General features: G+C 70.4%; 12 protein-coding genes and 2 pseudogenes. 9 read left to right on the top strand and 5 right to left on the bottom strand.

Annotated features, from left to right (window positions below):
* The first annotated feature begins 109 nt into the window (after positions 1-109).
* From V5O40_RS12055 to V5O40_RS12030, 6 genes are all read left to right on the top strand, one after another.
* The gene (locus tag V5O40_RS12055; protein ID WP_332905509.1) at positions 110-3,220 is read left to right on the top strand and encodes an AfsR/SARP family transcriptional regulator; all 3,111 of its coding nucleotides are present in this window, start codon (positions 110-112) and stop codon (positions 3,218-3,220) included.
* Positions 3,217-6,288, top strand: a complete 3,072-nt coding sequence (locus tag V5O40_RS12050) for an AfsR/SARP family transcriptional regulator (protein WP_332905508.1) — start codon at positions 3,217-3,219, stop codon at positions 6,286-6,288. Before V5O40_RS12055 ends, V5O40_RS12050 begins: the two co-directional genes overlap by 4 nt.
* 233 nt (positions 6,289-6,521) lie before the next feature.
* Positions 6,522-7,013: a cyclic pyranopterin monophosphate synthase MoaC gene (gene moaC, locus V5O40_RS12045; RefSeq protein ID WP_332905507.1), complete on the top strand. Its 492-nt coding sequence runs from the start codon at positions 6,522-6,524 to the stop codon at positions 7,011-7,013.
* Positions 7,010-7,492 (top strand): MogA/MoaB family molybdenum cofactor biosynthesis protein, encoded by a 483-nt coding sequence (locus tag V5O40_RS12040; protein ID WP_332905506.1) that lies wholly within the window; start codon positions 7,010-7,012, stop codon positions 7,490-7,492. Before moaC ends, V5O40_RS12040 begins: the two co-directional genes overlap by 4 nt.
* A gap of 9 nt (positions 7,493-7,501) precedes the next feature.
* Positions 7,502-8,758: a molybdopterin molybdotransferase MoeA gene (locus V5O40_RS12035; RefSeq protein WP_332905505.1), complete on the top strand. Its 1,257-nt coding sequence runs from the start codon at positions 7,502-7,504 to the stop codon at positions 8,756-8,758.
* Positions 8,752-9,171 (top strand): molybdenum cofactor biosynthesis protein MoaE, encoded by a 420-nt coding sequence (locus V5O40_RS12030; protein WP_332905504.1) that lies wholly within the window; start codon positions 8,752-8,754, stop codon positions 9,169-9,171. The genes V5O40_RS12035 and V5O40_RS12030 overlap by 7 nt, the downstream gene beginning before the upstream one ends.
* Before the next feature lie 9 nt (positions 9,172-9,180).
* Here V5O40_RS12030 and V5O40_RS12025 read toward each other — a convergent pair whose 3' ends face one another.
* Both V5O40_RS12025 and V5O40_RS12020 read right to left on the bottom strand, forming a co-directional pair.
* Positions 9,181-10,620, bottom strand: coding sequence for a glycosyltransferase 87 family protein (locus tag V5O40_RS12025; protein WP_332905503.1), 1,440 nt, complete (start codon positions 10,618-10,620; stop codon positions 9,181-9,183).
* Positions 10,621-10,853: 233 nt separating this feature from the next.
* Complete coding sequence (locus V5O40_RS12020; RefSeq protein WP_164448805.1) at positions 10,854-11,399, bottom strand: DoxX family protein; 546 nt, start codon at positions 11,397-11,399, stop codon at positions 10,854-10,856.
* A gap of 135 nt (positions 11,400-11,534) precedes the next feature.
* On the opposite strand from V5O40_RS12020, the gene V5O40_RS12015 reads away from it, so the two are divergent.
* From V5O40_RS12015 to V5O40_RS12005, 3 genes and pseudogenes are all read left to right on the top strand, one after another.
* Positions 11,535-12,080 carry a GNAT family N-acetyltransferase gene (locus V5O40_RS12015; protein ID WP_332905502.1) on the top strand — a complete coding sequence of 182 codons (546 nt, stop codon included), beginning with the start codon at positions 11,535-11,537 and terminating at the stop codon, positions 12,078-12,080.
* Positions 12,081-12,387: 307 nt separating this feature from the next.
* Positions 12,388-12,683 (top strand): annotated as a pseudogene (locus V5O40_RS12010) (Scr1 family TA system antitoxin-like transcriptional regulator); the annotation flags it as partial.
* Complete coding sequence (locus tag V5O40_RS12005) at positions 12,680-12,874, top strand: DUF397 domain-containing protein (protein ID WP_332905501.1); 195 nt, start codon at positions 12,680-12,682, stop codon at positions 12,872-12,874. The pseudogene V5O40_RS12010 and the gene V5O40_RS12005, both read left to right, overlap by 4 nt.
* A gap of 306 nt (positions 12,875-13,180) precedes the next feature.
* Here V5O40_RS12005 and V5O40_RS12000 read toward each other — a convergent pair whose 3' ends face one another.
* From V5O40_RS12000 to V5O40_RS11990, 3 genes and pseudogenes are all read right to left on the bottom strand, one after another.
* Positions 13,181-14,422 (bottom strand): ATP-binding protein, encoded by a 1,242-nt coding sequence (locus V5O40_RS12000; protein ID WP_332905500.1) that lies wholly within the window; start codon positions 14,420-14,422, stop codon positions 13,181-13,183.
* 134 nt (positions 14,423-14,556) lie between these two features.
* Positions 14,557-14,823 (bottom strand): annotated as a pseudogene (locus V5O40_RS27925) (LppU/SCO3897 family protein); the annotation flags it as partial.
* A gap of 768 nt (positions 14,824-15,591) precedes the next feature.
* On the bottom strand, positions 15,592-18,813 hold the full coding sequence (locus tag V5O40_RS11990; RefSeq protein ID WP_332905499.1) for a UvrD-helicase domain-containing protein: 3,222 nt from the start codon (positions 18,811-18,813) through the stop codon (positions 15,592-15,594).
* Between the last annotated feature and the right edge of the window lie 14 nt (positions 18,814-18,827).

Genomic DNA, 18,827 nt, shown 5'->3' with positions numbered 1-18,827 from the left:
CATCTCATCGCCGCTTCGGTTGACTTTGCCGCGACCGACTGCAACATACCGAGCGGTGGCGGCGCTAAGCTGCCCACAGTGATCCCTCGAGTGCGGTCAGAGGGGCCGGGTGCAGATTCAGGTTCTCGGCGGTATGGCGGTGCGCCTCGGCCCGCAGGCGCTACCTCCTGGAACGCCCAAGCAGCAGACCGTCCTGGCCATGCTGGCCTGCAACGCGGGGCAGTTGGTGTCGGTCGAACAACTCGTCGACGAGCTGTGGTCCGATAACCCGCCTCCCTCGGCTATCCCGAATGTCCGTACTTATGCAGCTAATTTACGACGCGGCCTTGAGGCGATGTTTCCTGATCGGGACGTGCTGATCCGCGCTCGCAACGGTTACCGGCTCGATGTCGAGTGCTCGGACGTGGACCTTTGCGCCTTCCGCGCAGAGGTGACCGAGGCACGGCGACTCCTCGGCGCGGACGAGCGGGAGGCGATCCGACTCGTGTCCCGTGCGCTGGCCCGCTGGCGGGGACCGATGCTCGCCGGGACAGCCCTCGGACCCGGGCTCTCCGCCCAGGTGGCCGCCGCGACCGAGGACCGGCTGCTGGCCACCGAGTTGTACGGCGAGCTGCAAGTCCGCCTCGGCCACTATGACGAGGCGCTGCCGGTGCTACGGGAACTGCTGACCATGCATCCGCTGCGGGAGCCGGCTCACCTGTTGCTCATGCGGGCGCTCCACCTGGGGGGAGACTCCGCCGGTGCCGTGGCGGCCTACACCGCAGCTCGTCGAACCCTGCGGGAGCAACTGAACGTCGAGCCCGGTGAGGAACTGCAACGGTTGTATCGCCGTATCAGCCGGCAGGACGGCCGGTCCCGCCGGTCCGGAGCAGCCGGAGCGCCGGGTAGGGAGTCGGCTGTTGCCGACGACCAGGAGCGTCGACTGCTCTCCTACCTCCCGCGGACGGTTCCGGACTTCGTGGGCCGTGCCGACGCCGTTGAGCACCTGCTGTCCATGACCCTGCGGGCCGGCGAGCGGAGCTGCACAGTCCATCTCGTCGACGGCATGGCCGGCAGCGGCAAGACGACCCTTGCGGTACACGTCGCCAACCGGCTCATCGACCGATTTCCGGACGCCCAGTTGTTCATCGACCTCAAAGGCCACGACCCCGCCGAGAAGCTGGACAGTTCGACGGCTCTGGCGGCCTTGCTGCGGCAACTCGGCACACCCGCCGGTCGGATACCGCCGGACTCCGGAGACCGGCTCGACCGATGGCGTCGTGCCCTGGCTGGTCGCAAGGTGATCATCGTGCTGGACAATGCCGCCGACGCCCCGCAGGTCCAGCCCCTGCTGCCTACGGCGCCGGGGAGCCTGGTGATCGTGACGTCGCGTCGGCGGATCAGCGGGCTGGACGTCGGTCCGCCGGTGTCCCTGCCGCTACTCGACCCGGCGGAGGGTGTCGCACTGCTGGCGTCCACGGCAGGGGCGGAGCGGGTGGCTGCGGAGCCCGAGGCGGCAGTCGCGGTGGTGCAGAGCTGTGGTCACCTGCCGCTGGCGATCCGGCTTGCCGGTTCACGGCTCGCGCATCGTCCGAACTGGCGGGTGGCGGACCTGGCAACGCTGCTGGCGAGCAAGGCGCGCCGGCTGGATCACCTGACCTCGGGGGATCGTAGTGTGGCCGGCGCGTTCGCCGCCCTGTACGCCTCACTGAACGAACCAGCGCAGCGACTGTTCCGACTGCTCAGCGTGCATCCGGGAGACGAGTTCGGCCTGCTGGCCGCCAGCGCGTTGGCCGGCCTGTCACGCGACGAGACCGCCGAGATACTGGACGCCCTGCTGGACTCCCACCTGATCGAGGAGTTGACGGTGGGGCGTTATCGGATGCACGACCTGATTCGGCAGTACGCCAACGAACTGTCCAACCGGGTGGACCAGACGGGTGTGCGAAGAGCAGCGTTCGCGGATCTTCTCGATCTGATGCTGCACATCTCTCTTCCGGTGGCCGACAACCTCGAGGTAGGCCGTCTCGGTATTCATGTCTCGCTCGGCTCCGCGCGTCGTCCGGACCTGGTCAAGATGCCGTACGACGCTGCCGAGAAGTGGTTGGAGACCGAGCGGTTCAACATGGTCATGCTCGTCGGCAGAGCCCATGACTGGGGCTTCTACCAGGAAACGTGGCAGTTGGCGCGGGTCCTGTGGCGCTTTCTGTACACCCGGGGATGCTATGACGACATCGTCATGACAAATCGTCAGGGTCTTTCGGCAGCGGAAACGATCGGCGACGAGAAGGCCATGGCCGTGATGCACAACTACCTCGCCTCGGCCTATCTACGGACCGGCAACTATACAGGTGCGTTGGCGCACGTGGACAAGGCCGTGGAGATTTGTGAGCGCCGTGGTGACCGAATCAACCATGCGCGCTACGAGGCGAATCTCGTAGCAATTTACTGGCTCCTCGGTGAACCCGAGAAGGCGGTGACCACGGGACTGCACCGCATGCGAAGAGGCGTCATCGCGGATACCCATGGGACCGCCGCTCACCTGCCGAACCTGGGCTTGGCGTTGGCTCTACTCGGCAGATACGACGAGGCGCTGCGTGTGCATCGCCTGCACCTCTACCTCGGCCGCCAGTTAGGTAGTCAGTTCCATATTCTCAACGCACTCGGTCACATCGGTGCGGTCAAGTGTCGCATGGGGAAGTACGACGTGGCAGCCCGCGCGTTGCGTGCGGCGCTCGTCATGCGACAACGCACCGGGCACCGTTACGCGGAGCCCGAGGTCCGGAACGATCTCGGGGTGGCCTTACGTGGTCTCGGGCGCACGGGTGAAGCGGTCAGCGAGCACGAGACCGCCCGAAGAATGGCAGCGGATGCCGGCGAACCTCACGTGGAGGCGGCGGCCCTGAACGACCTCGCGCTGACCCTCGCCGGTTCCGCGAAAACCCCAAGACTGATCGAACTGCACCGCGAGGCGCTGCGGATTGCCACCCGGGTGGCGCACCCCTACGAACAGGGGCGGGCCCTGGCCGGATTGGCCGAGCACATGTGGGCCATCGATCCAACCGAGGCCCTCCGGCACTGGACGCGGGCGTTGGCCATCTTCCGACGGATGGGGGTGCCAGAGCGGATTGACGTGGCCCGGCGTTTGGCCGAAGCCGAAGTCCAGCAGCCGCCGGAAAGCCTGCAATCGACCGGCGCCGCGCTGTCTCCAGCCCTGCTTGACAAGGGGTTGGAAGAGTGAAGATCGAGGTGCTTGGCGGCTTTCGAGTATCGTTCGGTTCGTCCGGGGTGGACCTCGGCACGCCGAAGCAACGAACCGTTCTGGCCAAGCTGGTGATGAGCCCGAGCCGGACGGTCGCCATAGAGGAGCTGATCGACGAGATCTGGCCCGACGACCCGCCGCGCTCGGCCGTGCCGAATGTGCGGACCTACGCCGCGAACCTTCGGCGCGCCTTCGAAGCACACGAGGCTGGCCAAGGGCTGCTGGTTCGTCAGCGCGGTGGATACCGACTGGAGATCGCCACCGACGACGTGGACCTGTTCCACTTCCTCGCCCAGGTCGAGCGGGCTCGTCAGCTCCACCTCCGCGACGACCCGGAGACCGCGCGGTCGCTGCTGAGGCAGGCGGTGCCCCTCTGGCACGGGCCACCCCTGCTGGGTGTGCCACTCGGGGCTTCGCTGGCTGCCGACGTGGCGGCGGCTCAGGAACAGCACCTCCTCGCCGTGGAGATCCTCGCGGAGCTCCACCTCGCGGCGGACCGCGTCGAGGAGGCCCTTCCGCTGCTGTGGCGAACCGTTGCCGCCCATCCGATACGTGAGCCCGCATTGCTGCTGCTCATGAGAGCCCTGCATCGACGCGGTGACGTGACCGGCGCGATCTCGGTGTTTCGGTCCGCGGCCCGAGTGATGCGGGCCGAACTCGGCGTCGAACCCGGACCGGATCTTCGGCGACTGCATCAGGAGATGATCGAGCACCGACCAGCCGGGCTGCCTGCCGCCGTGTCGCCGGCATCCGGCGGCAGCGACGGGTCGAGCGCGCGGACCTCGACGGAAACCGACACCGGTCGGACGGATTGGGACTGGCTGCCCAGGCCGGTGGCTCATTTCGTTGGCCGGGAGGCCGTCGTCGAGCGGATGGTCGGCCGGAGTCGAGCCGGCGCAGGCCCGGCACCCGTCGTGCACCTGATCGACGGGATGGCGGGCAGCGGCAAGACGACCCTGTCCGTGCAGGTCGCCAGACGCCTCGCGGCCTCGCACCCGGATGGCCAACTCTTCGTCGACCTGCGCGGTCACGATGAGGGCAACGTGATGGATCCCGCCACCGCCCTCGTGGTGCTCCTGCGCCAGTTGGGTGTGCCGGCCCCCCGGATCCCAGTTGATGTCGACGAACGACGAGGGTTGTGGCGCAGGGAACTGTCCGCTCGCCGCGCGGTCGTCGTGCTCGACAACGCGGCGGACACTGACCAGGTTGCTCCGCTGTTGCCGGTCACCGCCTCGTCGGTCATCCTGATCACTTCCCGTCGGCGACTTCTCGACCTGGATGTCGGGCCTCCCGAATCCCTGTCGGTGCTGTCTCCAGAAGAGGCTGTCCGCCTGCTCGCGGTCAGCGCTGGAGAAGAGCGGGTGCACGCCGAATTTGAATCCGCCGCACAGATAGTCCGCAGCTGTGGTTACCTGCCGCTGGCGATCCGGCTGGTCGGGTCGCGGCTGGCTCACCGGCGCAACCGCCGGCTGGTCGATCTGGCCGCTCGTCTGGCCGCGAATGAGTCTGGACTGGCCAGCTTCGGGACGGGTGAGCGCAGCGTCGCTGCGGCCTTCACCGCCTCGTATGAGCCGTTGCACGAGGTGAGTAAACAGGTATTCCGCTTACTGGGTCTACACACTGGACATTTCTGCATCAGCATGGTCGCGGCGATGTCCGGCTTGTCCTACGCAAAAGCGAGTCACATCCTCGACGATCTGGTCGACTGTCATCTGCTCGAAGAGTCGGAGGATGGTCGTTACCGAATGCACGACCTGGTCCGCCAGTTCGCCCGCGAGAAATGCCTGGAGACGGATTCGTCGGAGATGCGGGCAGCTGCCCTCACCAGTCTGCTCGACCAGGTAATGCAACTGTCGATCGTCGCGACGAAGTCCTTGAACAGGCTCGTCGACATCTACGATGACATCGGCGATGTGGCGCCGGAGCGACCCGATCTCCTACCCGGATCAGAGATGGTCGACATCGACTGGGTCGAGCAGGAGCGGGGCAACCTGAATCTGTTCATCGAACTGGCGGCGAAGAACTCACTACACGACTACACCTGGAAGATGGCGCGTGTGCTGTGGCGCTTCTACTACGTACGCGGCTACTTCGAAGATATTCAGCGTACCCACGAACTGGGGCTGGCCGCCGCAGAGCAGGTGGGAGACAGGCGGGCGGTTAGCGTCATGAACAACTATCTCGCCTCGGCGCTAACCAAGACCGGTTTCTATCATCCTGCGGTCCGGTGCCTGCAAGCTGCGCTGGTGGAGGCTGAGGCAGCCGGCAACCGGGGAGACATCGCCCGGATCCGGGGAAACCTGAGTGTGGTCCATTACATGGGGGGTGATTTTCAGGAGTCTGCCGAGCTCGCTCTGGCAGCGCTGCGCGACCTCCCGGTGCGCCTGATGGGCCAGGTTCGGGTACACCTGCCGAACGTCGGCATCGCCCTCACCTGGCTGGGCCGCTACGAGGAGGCGCTGCGGGTACACCGCCTTCACCTGCTCATGGCACGGGTGGAAGGCGACCGATACCAGATCGCCAACGCACTGAGCCACATCGCCGCCGTTCGGACCCGTAAGGGCGAGCATGTGCAGGCACTGCGGCTGCTGCGGTCCGCCATGATCCTCTACGCCGAGACGGGGCATCGATACGGAGAGGCCGACGCGCGCAACGTGATGGGCGCGGCGTATCGCGGCCTGGGTCTACTCGCGGAGGCGCGGCGGCAGCACCAACTGGCACTGGAACTCACCGGCCACTCGGCCGAGCGGCAGGCGGAGAGCACCGCGTTGAACGAGTTCGGTCTGACTCTAGCGGCCGACGGCGACATGAACGCCGCCGTGCGGGCCCACAAGCGAGCGCTCGACCTGGCGGTCCGGATCGACAACCGTTACGAGCAGGCGCGGGCGCTGTCCGGTCTGGCCACGCACCTGGTGAGCATGGACCCGGCCGAGGCTCGGCGACACCTGGAGCGAGCACTGGTGCTCATCGTGCCGACCGGAGCACCGGAGCGGTTCGAGATCGAGCGCCGTCTCGCCGGGCTGAAGCAGCGCACGCCGAGCTGCTGACCGCCGGTGATCGCCGGCCGTCGTCCTTATCGATTTCTTATCGCCGTGCTCGCTAGCCTGCGGGACGTTCGCCGACGGGGGGAGATCCGACAGTTGCCGGATCTCGTCGCGACCCCTGCCGCCGGGTCTACCCCAGCAACCCGAGGCAGGCCGGTGAGGAAGGAGCGGTGCACCCGCGCCGCTCCTTCCGAGCGCCGTACCGACTGTCGCACGGCAGGGATAGGCTCGCGACCGTGACCGAACCCGCCCAGCTCACCCACGTCGACGCCGCCGGTGCGGCACGCATGGTCGATGTTTCCGCCAAACAGGTCACCGGTCGTGCGGCGACGGCGGCCGGCCGGCTGCGGACCACCCGTGAGGTGATCGACCTGCTGCGGGCAGACGGTCTGCCGAAGGGCGACGCCCTGGCGGTCGGGCGGCTGGCCGGGATCATGGGCGCCAAGCGCACTCCCGACCTGATTCCGCTGTGCCACCCGATCGCGCTGCACGGCGTCACCGTCGACCTGGCGCTGACCGCCGACACGGTCGAGATCACCGCCACCGCCCGTACCGCCGACCGCACCGGCGTGGAGATGGAGGCGCTGACCGCGGTCGCGGTCGCCGGGTTGGCTCTGGTCGACATGGTCAAGGCCGTGGATCCGGCGGCCAGCGTCGATGCGGTGCGGGTGCTGCGCAAGGAGGGCGGCAAGACCGGCCTGTGGCAGCGCCCGGAGGACCGGCCGTGATCCGCGCCCGGGTGGTGGTGGCCTCCAACCGGGCCGCCGCCGGTGTCTACGCCGACACCAGCGGCCCGCTCCTCGTCGCCGGGCTGCGGGAGTTGGGCTGCGCGGTGGACGAACCGGTGGTCGTGCCGGACGGCGACCCGGTCGGCCAGGCGGTCTGGGCGGCCGTGGCGGACGGCGTCGAGGTGGTGCTGACCAGCGGTGGCACCGGGGTCACCCCCACCGATCGCACGCCCGACGTGACCCGGGCCCTGCTCGACTACGAGATTCCCGGCATCGCCGAGGCGATCCGCGCGCACAGCCGCGACAAGGTGCCCACCGCCGTGCTCTCCCGAGGCGTGGCCGGAGTGGCCGGTCGCACGCTTGTGGTGAACCTGCCCGGCTCTACCGGCGGGGCACGGGACGGCCTCGCCGTGCTGAGGCCGATCCTGGCCCACACGGTCGATCAGTTGCGCGGTGGCGACCACCCGGCGGCCGGTTAGGCTCGGCCGGTGAGAACGGAAACCGCCTCCACCGACGACGTCTCCGCGTCACCACCGGTCGACTGGGCGCAGGCCCGCTCCCGGGTGCACGCGGCCGGCCTGGCCGCCGCGCTGCCCGCCGTCGAGCTGCCGCTCGCCGAGGCCGACGGGCATACTCTGGCCGAACCACTCACCCCCCGGACCGATCTGCCGGCGTTCCCGACGTCGAGTGTGGACGGCTGGGCCGTTCGCGGTGCCGGCCCGTGGCGGGTCGTCGGGCGGGTCCTCGCCGGCAGTACGGCTGCCCCGTTGACCGAGGACGGGACGACGGTCGAGATCGCCACCGGGGCGATGGTGCCGGCGGGTGCCACGGCGGTGCTCCGGGTGGAGGAGTCGAGACGTACCCCGGAAGGGCTTGTCGACGGCGTGCCACGTGCCACGCCGGAGTGGCGGCAGCCCGGCGAGGAGGCGACCGCCGGTGAGGAACTGCTGCCGGCCGGGACACCGGTCGACCCGGCGGTGATCGGGCTGGCCGCCTCGGGTGGCCTCGACACGCTGCGGGTACGCCGGCAGCCCCGGGCGGCGTTGCTGGTCTTCGGCGACGAGCTGCTCACGGCCGGTCCGCCGGGCGACGGGCGGGTCCGTGACGCGCTGGGCCCGGCGGTGCCGGGCTGGCTGCGCCGGTACGGCTGTCAGGTGGCCCCGGACGGCGTGGTCGGGCCCGTCGCCGACACGCTCGACGCGCACGTGGCCGCGCTGCGCGCCGCCCTGGCCGACGCCGATCTGGTCTGCACCACCGGCGGCACCATGCACGGCCCGGTCGACCACCTGCATCCGGCACTGGCGACGTTGGGCGCGGAATACGTGGTCAACACGGTCGCGGTGCGTCCCGGGTTTCCGATGCTGCTGTCCCGGTTGGTCGGTGCCGACGGGCAGGTCCGGTTCGTGGCCGGGCTGCCCGGCAATCCGCAGTCCGCCGTCATCGCGTTGGTGTCGCTTGTCGCTCCGCTGCTGACCGGGCTCGCCGGTCGGGCGTTGCCGACGCTTCCGCACGCCGTCCTCGCCGAGCCCGTCGCCGGCCGTGGCGACCAGACCCACCTGGCGCTGGTGCGACTGGACCGGGTCGCCGGGACGGCCCACCCGGTCCGGCACGTCGGTTCGGCCATGCTGCGTGGGCTCGCCAACGCGGACGGGTTCGCCGTGATCAATCCCGGCACCACCGGCTCGGTGGGTGATCGGGTTGCGATCGTGCCGTTGCCGCTGCTAGCCGGGGAGCGGGCATGGTGACCGTCGTCAGCACCGTTACCGACCAGCCACTGGATCTCGCCGCCCACGAGGCGGCGGTCGCCGACCCTCGGGCCGGCGCGGTGGTGTCGTTCGCCGGGGTGGTGCGTGATCACGACCACGGGCGGTCGGTGGTCAGCCTGGAGTACGAGAGCCACCCGAACGCCGCGAAGGTGCTCCAGGAGGTCGCCGACGAGATCGCCGCCGACCCCGACGTGTACGCCGTGGCGGTGTCGCACCGCGTCGGCCCACTGGCCATCGGCGACGTGGCCCTGGCGGCGGCGGTCAGCACCGCCCACCGCGCCGCCGCGTTCGCCGCCTGTGCCCGGCTGGTGGACGAGGCGAAGGCCCGGCTGCCGATCTGGAAGCGGCAGGTCTTCGCCGACGGCACCGAGGAGTGGGTGAACTGCCCCTGAGCGGTGGGCCTAACGCCGTCCGTACAGCATCGAGGCGCGGGCCGCCCGGTCGGTGTGGAAGGCGGGTTCCGCCCCGGGCCGCCAGGGCAGCGCGGCGACCAGCAGGATCAGCGCCAGCGCCAGGGAGTTCTCCATCAACGCGCCGAACAGGCCGTCCTGGTAGTGGGAGACCTCCGGCAGCTGGTGCTCGTACGGCCAGATGGGGGAGATCAGGAAGAGCAGGTAGAGCCCGATGGCGGCGATGCCGTGGCGGAACCCGGTGAGCGTCGGGTACCAGATCGGTGGTCGGAGGGTGGCGACTGCCGGCGGCCCGCCGTACGGCGTCGACGCGGATCGGACCGGCCCCCGGCTGGCATCGTGCCGACGGATCGCGGTGTCGGCCAGGACGATGATCGCCGGGATCACCCAGACGAGGTGGTGCGTCCAGGAGATCGGGCTGATCACGTTGGCGGTCAGGCCGACAAGCGTGAAGGCGGTCAACTCGTCGCCGTCGGAGTGGGCGTTGGACGCCCGGGACAGACCGAGCGCCAGCACCAGCACGGAGAAGGCGAGCCAGAGCAGACCGGGGGTCTCGATCGAGTCGTAGAGCCGGGCCAGCAGGCCGGCCAGCGACTGGTTCGGCGTCATGTCGGCGGCGCCCACCCGCTCGGTCTGCCACAGCACGCTGCCGAAGTAGTCGCGCGATTCCGCGCCGACGATGCCGAAGCTGCCGATGGTCACCCCGACGGCGGTGCCGATGGCCGTCGCGGCCACCCGCCACTGTCGAGTGATCATCAGGTAGAAGATGAACAGGGCCGGGGTCAGCTTGACGGCGGTGGCCAGGCCGATGCCCACGCCGGCCCAGGCGCCGCCGTAGACGAACCGCAGCAGCGGGCCGTCGTCCTCGGCCTGGTGGGTGCCGCGGCGTGAGCGCCAGCGCAGGGCGACCAGGTCGGCCAGGATCAGGGCGAACAGCAGCAGGTTGACCTGCCCGTAGCCGAGAGTCTCCCGGGTGGGTTCGATGGCGGCGGCCAGCGGCGTGGCGATGGCCACCGTGTACCACAGTGGCCAGCCCAGCCGGTCGACGATCGGGCGCAGCAGCGCGGCCAGCACCACGGCCAGCGCGGCGATGCTGACCGCGGCGTTGACCAGACCGGCCAGGGTGACCGGCAGGTGCGCCATCGGCAGCATGGCCAGCCCGGCGAAGGGTGGGTAGGTGAAACCCAGGGTTGTGTCGGGCGCGACGAACTCGTACAGCTCGTGACCGCTCGCCCACCAGACCACCGCGCCGTGGTAGATCTTCATGTCGAAGAAGTTGTACGGACGCCCGAAAGCGCCGATGGCAAGCCATGCGGCGTAGGCGACGGCGGCGACGATGCCCGCCCGTACGACTGTCCTACGATCGATCCCACGCGTTACGCGACGGACTGTGGCGAGGCGGTCCAGCCCTCTACCGACGATCGTCGGCATGGCGTGGCCACCCCCGTACCAAGGTCGTCCTACCCGTCCAGGTCCAGTACGGAGCCTAGAACGGCGCCTCACGTCAGTGCCTCCCGCGTTATGCGACCGTGTCCGATCCCACACATTCTTTTGACATTTCCACCGCGTTAACGCCTACCGGGCGGTTCAGGTGATTCGCGGCCTTAGCCTGGGTGGGGGTGGTTGGATCGCAGCTCAGCGGGGGTGAGGGGATCTCCTACCGCTCAACCGGGCAGCCGCCGAGCGGTGGCAGCGGACCGGAGGGCGATCCGGGCCTCCCGACGGGCGGTCCGGACGGCGCGGCGTACCGACCGTCGCGAGTGGCCGATGCGGTGACCGGCCCGCCAGCGTAGCCCGGGCTTACCCTCCGTGTCGGCGGCGGCGAGCAGCAACCCACCGAAGAGACCGAGGTTCTTCAGGAAGTGGATCTGGTTGTTGCTCTTCGCTGCCGGGTCGTCGTTGAGCCAGAAGGGGTGCCCAGCGAGGGTGACCGGGATCAGCGTGCCGGCCAGCACCAGGGCCGCCGGCCGGGTGAACCGCCCGGTGGCCAGCATCAGCCCGGCGCCGAGCTGCACGGCCGAGTTGGCTCGGATCAGGGTTTCAGTATCCGTGGGAATCCGCGGATGCGCCCGCTCCAGCAGCGGCGTCACCCGATCGGTTATCGGTTTCGCGGTGGGCGTCAGGCGGCCGGGGTTGGCGAAGTTGCGGGCGCCGCTGACCACGAAGATGCCGCTCAGCATGGCGCGGGCGAGGGATCGTACGGGCGTCATGGAACAGTCATACCCTGTCCGACGCGTTACTACGCCCCGCAACGGGGTATGTCGATCGATCGAGTGTCGGTGCCGCCGCGCCCGGGATCGAGGACCGTCGCGGATGGACGGGCCTTCCGGGGTACCCTACGCCGCGTGACGACCCTGCGGCTGCGACCAGAGGACCCGGCCGACACCGGCGCGATCCGCCGGGTGCTGGCCGCCGCGTTCGCCCGACCCGACGTCGCCGTCCCACCGGAGGTACGCCTCGTCGACGAGCTGCGGGGCAGCGACGCGTGGCTGCCGGAGTTGGCGATGGTCGCCGAGTACGGCGGGGAGATCGTCGGCTGTGCCCTGCTCACCCGGGTGCTAGTCAGCTCGGGCACGGCCAGCACGCCGGCGCTGGCACTGGGCCCGGTGGCGGTGGCGCCGCACCGGCAGCGGATCGGGCTCGGCACGTCGGTGGTGCAGGCCGCCCTGGAGGCGGCTACCGAACTCGGTGAGCGGCTGGTGGTGGTCTTGGGCGACCCGGCCTACTACCGGCGTTTCGGCTTCAGCCGGGCCGACCAGTTGGGCCTGACCAGTCCCTGGTCCGGCCTTGGGGAGCCGTGGCAGGCACTGGTGTTGCCGCCGGCCACCAGCGGCGAGCCGCCACCCCCGCAGGGCGAGGTGCTCTTCCCACCACCCTGGTCCAAGGTCTGACCCCCGGGCCGGCGCCGAACCTCGTGGCTCGTTCCCAAAGTATGAGAGCCGGATGGGGAAACTTGGACAGTTTCCGTTAGCGACGAACGCGAACTTTCCAAGATCTAGGTCGAACGTGGGGGACCGGCGGCGCGTCGACCTGGCGCATCCCCGCCGGCATCACGAACAACTGGCGCTTCTCGATCGCGTCGCCCTGCCGGTCGAGCTGGTAGCAGTCGATCCACGTCCAGCCGTGCGGTGGATGCCGGTCGGTCAACTCGCGGAGCATGCGGACCAGGATCGGCGCTCTGAACTGCGGAGATGCCTTGACCGGGGGCTGATGCGGGAGCAGTGCGAGCACCTGGTGGCGTGCGGCGCGCAGCCCACCACGGCGATCCACATCGTGCCCGCGTCGGTCGGCATGTACGCCGGGCTGGGCGGGCCCTTCACCCTCGCCGAGCTGGACGACGGCAGCGTGCTCGGGCACGCGGACAGCCAGGCCGAGGCGAAGATCGTCGATCAGTCCGCCGACGTTGCTACCCTGGGCCGCAGGTGGGAACGCATCCGTGGCGAGGCGCTGAGTCCCTGGCACTCCTCAGGGAAGCGGCAGCATCATGGACATGACCGGCGCGCGGTGGCGCAAGAGCAGCAAGAGCGGCAACAACGGCGGTGACTGCGTCGAGGTTGCCGACAACCTTCCCGGCGTGGTCCTGGTCCGGGACACCAAGGACCGCGACGGCGGCACGCTCAGCTTCCAACCGGCGGCGTGGCAGGGCTTCGTCGAGCTGGCAAAGGCCAACCGCCCGACCGCCTGACGCACCTCGCGGAAGCCCTCGGCCGGACGGCCCGAGGGCTTTCCGCTGTCTGCCACCGCCCTCCGCTGCCCGCCCTGCCGTGAGCCCCTCCCTGCCCCGGCCCGGATCTGTGGCAGTGCCGGCGTCCGACACGCCGGGGCCAGGGCAGCTCCGCTGACACGGATCGGGCGGCCGACGAGCCACGCCAGGCGAGCTGCGCCAGCGGGCCGCGCCAGGTGGGCTGCGCCAGCGGGCCGCGCCAGGTGGGCTGGGTCAGCGGGTTGCGCCAGGTGGGCTGGGTCAGCGGGCCGCGCCAGGTGGGCTGAGTCAGGCGGGCTGGGTGCGCAGGTAGCGGCCGAAGTGCGGGACGGTGAAGGCGACAGTGCCGCGTTCCCCTGAGTAGATCAGCCCCTTCTTGATCAACGCATCCCGAGCCGGCGAGAGGCTGGCCGGTTTACGGCCGAGGGCACGGGCGATCTCCGAGGTCGGCACCGCCGCGTCCATGTCGTCCCGGCCGCCGCCGTCGTGCTCCCCTTCGACGAGCGACAGCGTCGCCATCGCGCGCATGTACTCCCGCTCGGCGGGGGTGGCCCGCTCGAAGCGGGAGCCGAAGAAGCCCACGGCCAGCTCCGCCTCGGCCTCCGGTGCGGCGACGCGTACGTCGGCCGGGGTGATCGGTGACCGGGGGGCGTGGTCCCAGGTCGCCTTCCCGTACGCCTGCACGAAGTACGGATATCCGCCGGACTTCTCGTAGAGCAGGTCGAGGGCCTTCGCCTCGTACGCGACGTCCTCCCGCTCGGCCGGCGCGCAGAGTGCGTGGTCGGCGGCGATCCGGTCGAGGCGGTCGATGCGCTGGTAGCGGAACAGCCGCTCGGAGTACGACTTCGCCGCGCTCAGTACCGCCGGCAGGTGCGGCAGCCCGGCCCCGACCACGATCAGGGGTGCGCCGAGCTGCGAAAGCTCGTGGCAGGCGGCGCAGAGCGCGGAGACGTCCTCCGGCCCGAGGTCCTGCATCTCGTCGATGAAGATGGCCACGCCGGTGCCGACGTCGTTGGCGACGGAGGCGGCATCGGTGAGCAGCTCCACCAGGTCGATCTCGATGTCGCCGGAGTCGGCCCGCCCGCTGGCCGCCGGTACGTCGATGCCGGGCTGCCACCGGTCGCGCAGCTTCGGAGCGGCCCCACCCCGACCGGTCGGCGCGCCACGTTGGGCGAAGGCCTTGAGCACCCCGAGGAAGGCGTCGATCCGCTCCGGTGCCCGGTGCCTCGGTGCCAGCTCCCGGACGGCCATGTGCAGGGCGGCGGCGATCGGTCGGCGCAACGACTGATCCGGTCGCGCCTCGATCTTTCCGCTGCCCCAGAGCCGGTTGATCGCCTGCGAGCGCAACGTGTTCAGCAGGACGGTCTTGCCGACGCCACGGAGTCCGGTGAGCATCAGGCTGCGTTCCGGCCGGCCGCGGGCGATGCGCTCCAGGACGATGTCGAAGACGTCCAGTTCCCGCCCCCGCCCGGCGAGTTCGGGCGGACGCTGGCCGGCGCCCGGCGCGTAGGGGTTGCGGACCGGATCCACGCATCGCAGAGTATCGGGCCGTCTAGAGGAGAGGCTAGACATGGATAGACGGCGGTACCGGCGTGTTGCCCTCGACCAAAAACTAGTGCTGTCTAGCCTCCAAGCTAGACAGCACTAGTTTCGTTGATAGGTCGTCAGCCGCGCTGCTTGAGGCACAGTACGAAGTCGAGTGAGTCCAGCTCGCTGTCGTAGAAGTACCAGTTGGTGTAGCCGTCGACCGCCGCGCACTTCTCCTCGGCGTCCCGCTCTCCGCTGGTCTTGCCGTCGATGCGCCGCAGCACCTCGTACGACCTCGGCGCACACTCACTCAGCAGCAGCCTGGGCTTGCCGCCGGCCCCCGAATCGTTGCGTACGCACTGCCCCGCCTGCACGAAGCGGGGGTCGGCGGAGGAGGCGGCGGCCGGGTCGTCGGGGGGAGTCTCGTCATTCAGCGCGTCCGGGGTGGGTGCCACCTCCCCGGTCGGCGCGGCCACCGGGGTCGGTGCCTCGCCGTCCCGTCCGAGCAGGTAGAACGCCGTCGCACCGCCCAGCATCAGCACCAGCACGGCTGCCAGCACGACGAGCATCCGTCCGCGCCGGCGCGGTGGCGGTGGCGCGGGGGTGCCGGCGTACCCGGTCTCCGCGTCGTGCTGGTGGGCGGACCGCGCCCAGGTATCCGGAGCCTGTGGAAGGTGTCCCGGTTCGGTGGTGCCGTACCGACCGCCGCCGTGACCTGCCGAGTCGTAGGACTCGCCGGGCCGGTAACCCGCGCCGTATCCGTGGTCCTGACCACCGCCGTGGTGCGGGCTCGACCCGTAGTCCTGGCTCGACCCGTAGTCCGGGCTGGACCCGTAGGTCTGTCCGGGGGCGCGGCCGTGGGACTGGTCACCGTACGGGCGGCCGAACTCGCGGGTCTGGTCCGGGTCATGGGGCGGCGGTGCGTCGGGCGGCCGGCCGTGGCCGTACCACTCGCCGGGTTGCGGCTCGTGCCACGGCTGCGGGCCCGGCCCCGGTGGTCCGTAGTTCGCCATGCACGCCCTCCTGAGCCTCGGGTGGAGCCGGTGGTCGGTCGACCAACCGGCACCGCCACCGTCACCGTAGTGCGTGCGGCCGATCCCCGGTGGCACAGCCGCCGAGCCGGTCGGCAACCCGACCGGCCCGGGTGCGCTGTCCTGGACACCGCACCGCCGTCAGATGAGGCGCAACTGGCGGTCCTTGGGCCGCCGAGGGCCCTCGCTGTCGCCGAGGCGTTCGAACAGGCCCGGGTCCACCGCGTCGATGAACGGTGACGGGCGGCAGTCCCGCTCCGAGCCGTGCCGGAACCGACGGGCGGCGTGGCTGACGTAGAGCCGGTCCTGGGCCCGGGTCAACCCGACGAAGAAGAGCCGCCGTTCCTCGGCCACCGCTGCCTCGTCGGGCGTGGCGCCGGGCCAACGCAGTGGCAGCAGCCCGTCCTCGACACCGACCAGGAAGACCACCGGAAACTCCAGACCCTTCGCGGCGTGCAGGGTCAGCAGGGTGACCGCCTCCGCACGCGGGTCGATCGCGTCCACCTCGGCGCCGGTGGCGAGCTGTGACAGGAACATCTCCAGGTCGTCGCCGCACCGGCGGGCCAGCGGTGTCAGCAGGTCGACGGCGGTCCGGACGTCCTCCGGGCGCACTCCGCCGGACCCGTCCAGGGTCGGGATGGCGAACCGGTCCGCGAGCACCTGGCCGGCGAGGCGTACCCGGGCGGGCAGGGCACCCTCGACACCGGGGGCGTGCCGCAGCTCGCGAGCGATGGCGGCCACCCCGGGACGGTCGCGCAGCCGGTCGTGCGAGCGCTTCTGCACCGGGATGTTGGCCCGGGCCAGCGCGTCCACGATCGGGGCCGCCTGCGAGTCGGTGCGGTACAGCACCGCGATGTCCGAGAAGGACAGCGTGGCCGACCGGCCGTCGATCCGGCCGGAGTCGAGCGACCGGTGGGAGAGGCCACCGACCAGCTCGTCAACGGTGCGTACCACGAAGTCGGCCTCGTCGGCGACGGAGGTGGCGGCGTACCGGCCGACCAGCGGGGCCTCCGGGTCGAGCCGGGCCGGATCCAACCGGCGGCCCCGCACCAGCGATGACGGCGCGATGGCCTGCACCGCGGCGGCCAGGATCGGCGCGGAGGACCGGTAGTTGCGGTTGAGCCGGACCAGCCGGGCATCGGTGAAGTCCTGCGAGAAGCGCAGGAAGTACCCGACGTCGGCACCACGGAACGAGTAGATCGCCTGGTCCGGGTCGCCGATCGCGCACAGGTTGCCGTCGGGTGGACTGAGCAGGCGCAGCAGCTCGTACTGCACCGCGTCGACGTCCTGGTACTCGTCGACGAAGATCCACCGCCAGCGCTCGCGGTACCGGTCGACCAGCCGTCGGTCCTGCAGCAGCAGCGCCACCGGCAGGGTGAGCAGCTCGTCCAGGTCCACCAGACCCTGTTTGCGCAGCAGCGCGGTGTAGCGGGCCGGATCGTCCCCGGCCTCGGCCCGTACGGCGGCCCGCTCCGCGTCGTCGGCGATCCGGAAGCCCTCGACCAGCCCGGCGGCCTGGGTGTTCTCCCGCAGGATGGTCAGCCCGAGCGAGTGGAACGTGCCGACCGTGACGTCCTCGGCGACCGGGCCCAGCAGGCCGTCCAGGCGGTGCCGCAGTTCCTCGGCGGCCCGCCGGGTGAACGTGATGGCCAGGCACTGCTCGGGAAAGACGTTCAACTCGGCGCACAGGTACGCGATGCGGTGGGTCAACGTGCGCGTCTTGCCGGTACCGGGACCGGCGACGATCAACAGCGGACCTCCGGGGGCCGAGGCGGCCACCCGCTGCATCGCGTCGAGCCGGTCGAGCAGGCCGGTGCCGACCTCCTCCATGCCGGCGAGCATCGGTTCGAACGGCTCGTGCGGCGAGGGTGCCGGCGCGATCGGCGGTGCCGGGACCGCCGGCCTGCGCTTGGGCTCGGGCTTCGCCGTCGGGCGCTGCGCACCGGTCGCCGGCTTCGTCGCAGCCCCCGTCTTCGCCGCGGACTCCGAGGCACGTCGCGGCGCGGGCACCACCGGTACGTCGAACAGCGTCTCCTGCCCGGCGGACACCCCGGTGCCGTCGGCCAGCTCGGTCGGGTCGAACAGGGTGATCACGCCGTACTCGCCGTCGTAGCCCGGCACCCGGCGGACCTCACCGCGACGGAGCCGGCCGATGCCCTCGGCGAGCAGCTCGCCACCGATCCGGCCGATCTCGTCCAGCGGAACGCGAGTCAGGATCTCCAACTCCGCGCCGAGCCCGGCGACCAGCTCGGTGAGCTTTCCCTCGACCCGCTTGGAGCGCGGACCAACCTTGTGGATCTCGCCGAGGATCTCGGCGAGCTGGATCAGGTGGGTCACCTCGGGAGCGTGCTGTGGCCGGTACCCCTCGGGCCGGTCGGCCAGCTCCTCGACCCGGCTCAACACGCCCACCGTCAACGGCTTGCCGCACTCCGGGCAGCGTCCGCCGGCCTCCCGGGTGCGTTCCGGTGCCCAGTTCACCCCGCACAGCCGGTGGCCGTCGGCGTGGTACTTGCCCTCCTCCGGGAAGAACTCGATCGTCCCGGCCAGCCCGTCACCGGTACGCAGCGCCTCCCGGATGGCGAAGTAGTCCCGGGCCGAGGCGAAGACGGTGGCCTCCCGGGCGAGGGCGGGTGGTGAGTGCGCGTCGGAGTTGGAGACCAGCCGGTAGCGGTCCAGGCTGCCCACCCGCCAGTTCATCGCCGGGTCCGAGGAGAGCCCGGTCTCCACGGCGAAGATGTGTTCGGCCAGGTCGGCGTAGCAGTCGGCGATCGCGTCGAAGCCGGACTTCGAGCCCAGGGCGGAGAACCACGGCGTCCAGATGTGCGCCGGTACCAGGTAACCGTCCCCGCTCGCCTCCAGCGTGATCTCCAACAGATCGCGCGAGTCCAGACCGAGGATGGGCCGGCCGTCCGAACCGAGGTTGCCGATCCGGCCGAGCGCGGCGTTGAACCGGCCCACCGCGTCCAGGTCCGGCAGGTAGATCAGGTGATGGACCTTGCGGGTCCGGTCGTCCCGCTTGTAGATCGTGGAGATCTCCACGCTGAGCATGAACCGGACCGGATCGCCCTCCGCCTCGCTGGTTAGCCGGGGCGGCAGCCGACGGGCGATGTCCCGCTCCGCCTCCGGCGACAGCCGGTACAGGCCCGGCTCGGCGGGATGCAGGGTCTCCCGCAGGTGGTCGTACCAGGCGGGATGGGTGAAGTCACCGGTGCCGAGGACGGCGATGCCCTTGCGTCGCGCCCACCAGCCCAGGTTCGGCAGGGTCAGGTCGCGGCTACAGGCCCGCGAGTACTTCGAGTGGATGTGCAGGTCCGCGACGAAGGGCGAAAGGCCACCGGGGGGTACGGCGCTGAACGGGGGCACGCCGCATCCTGTCA

The sequence above is a fragment of the Micromonospora palythoicola genome (genome assembly GCF_036689795.1).
GTDB lineage: Bacteria > Actinomycetota > Actinomycetes > Mycobacteriales > Micromonosporaceae > Micromonospora > Micromonospora palythoicola.
This window is presented reverse-complemented; position numbering and strand designations above follow the sequence as displayed.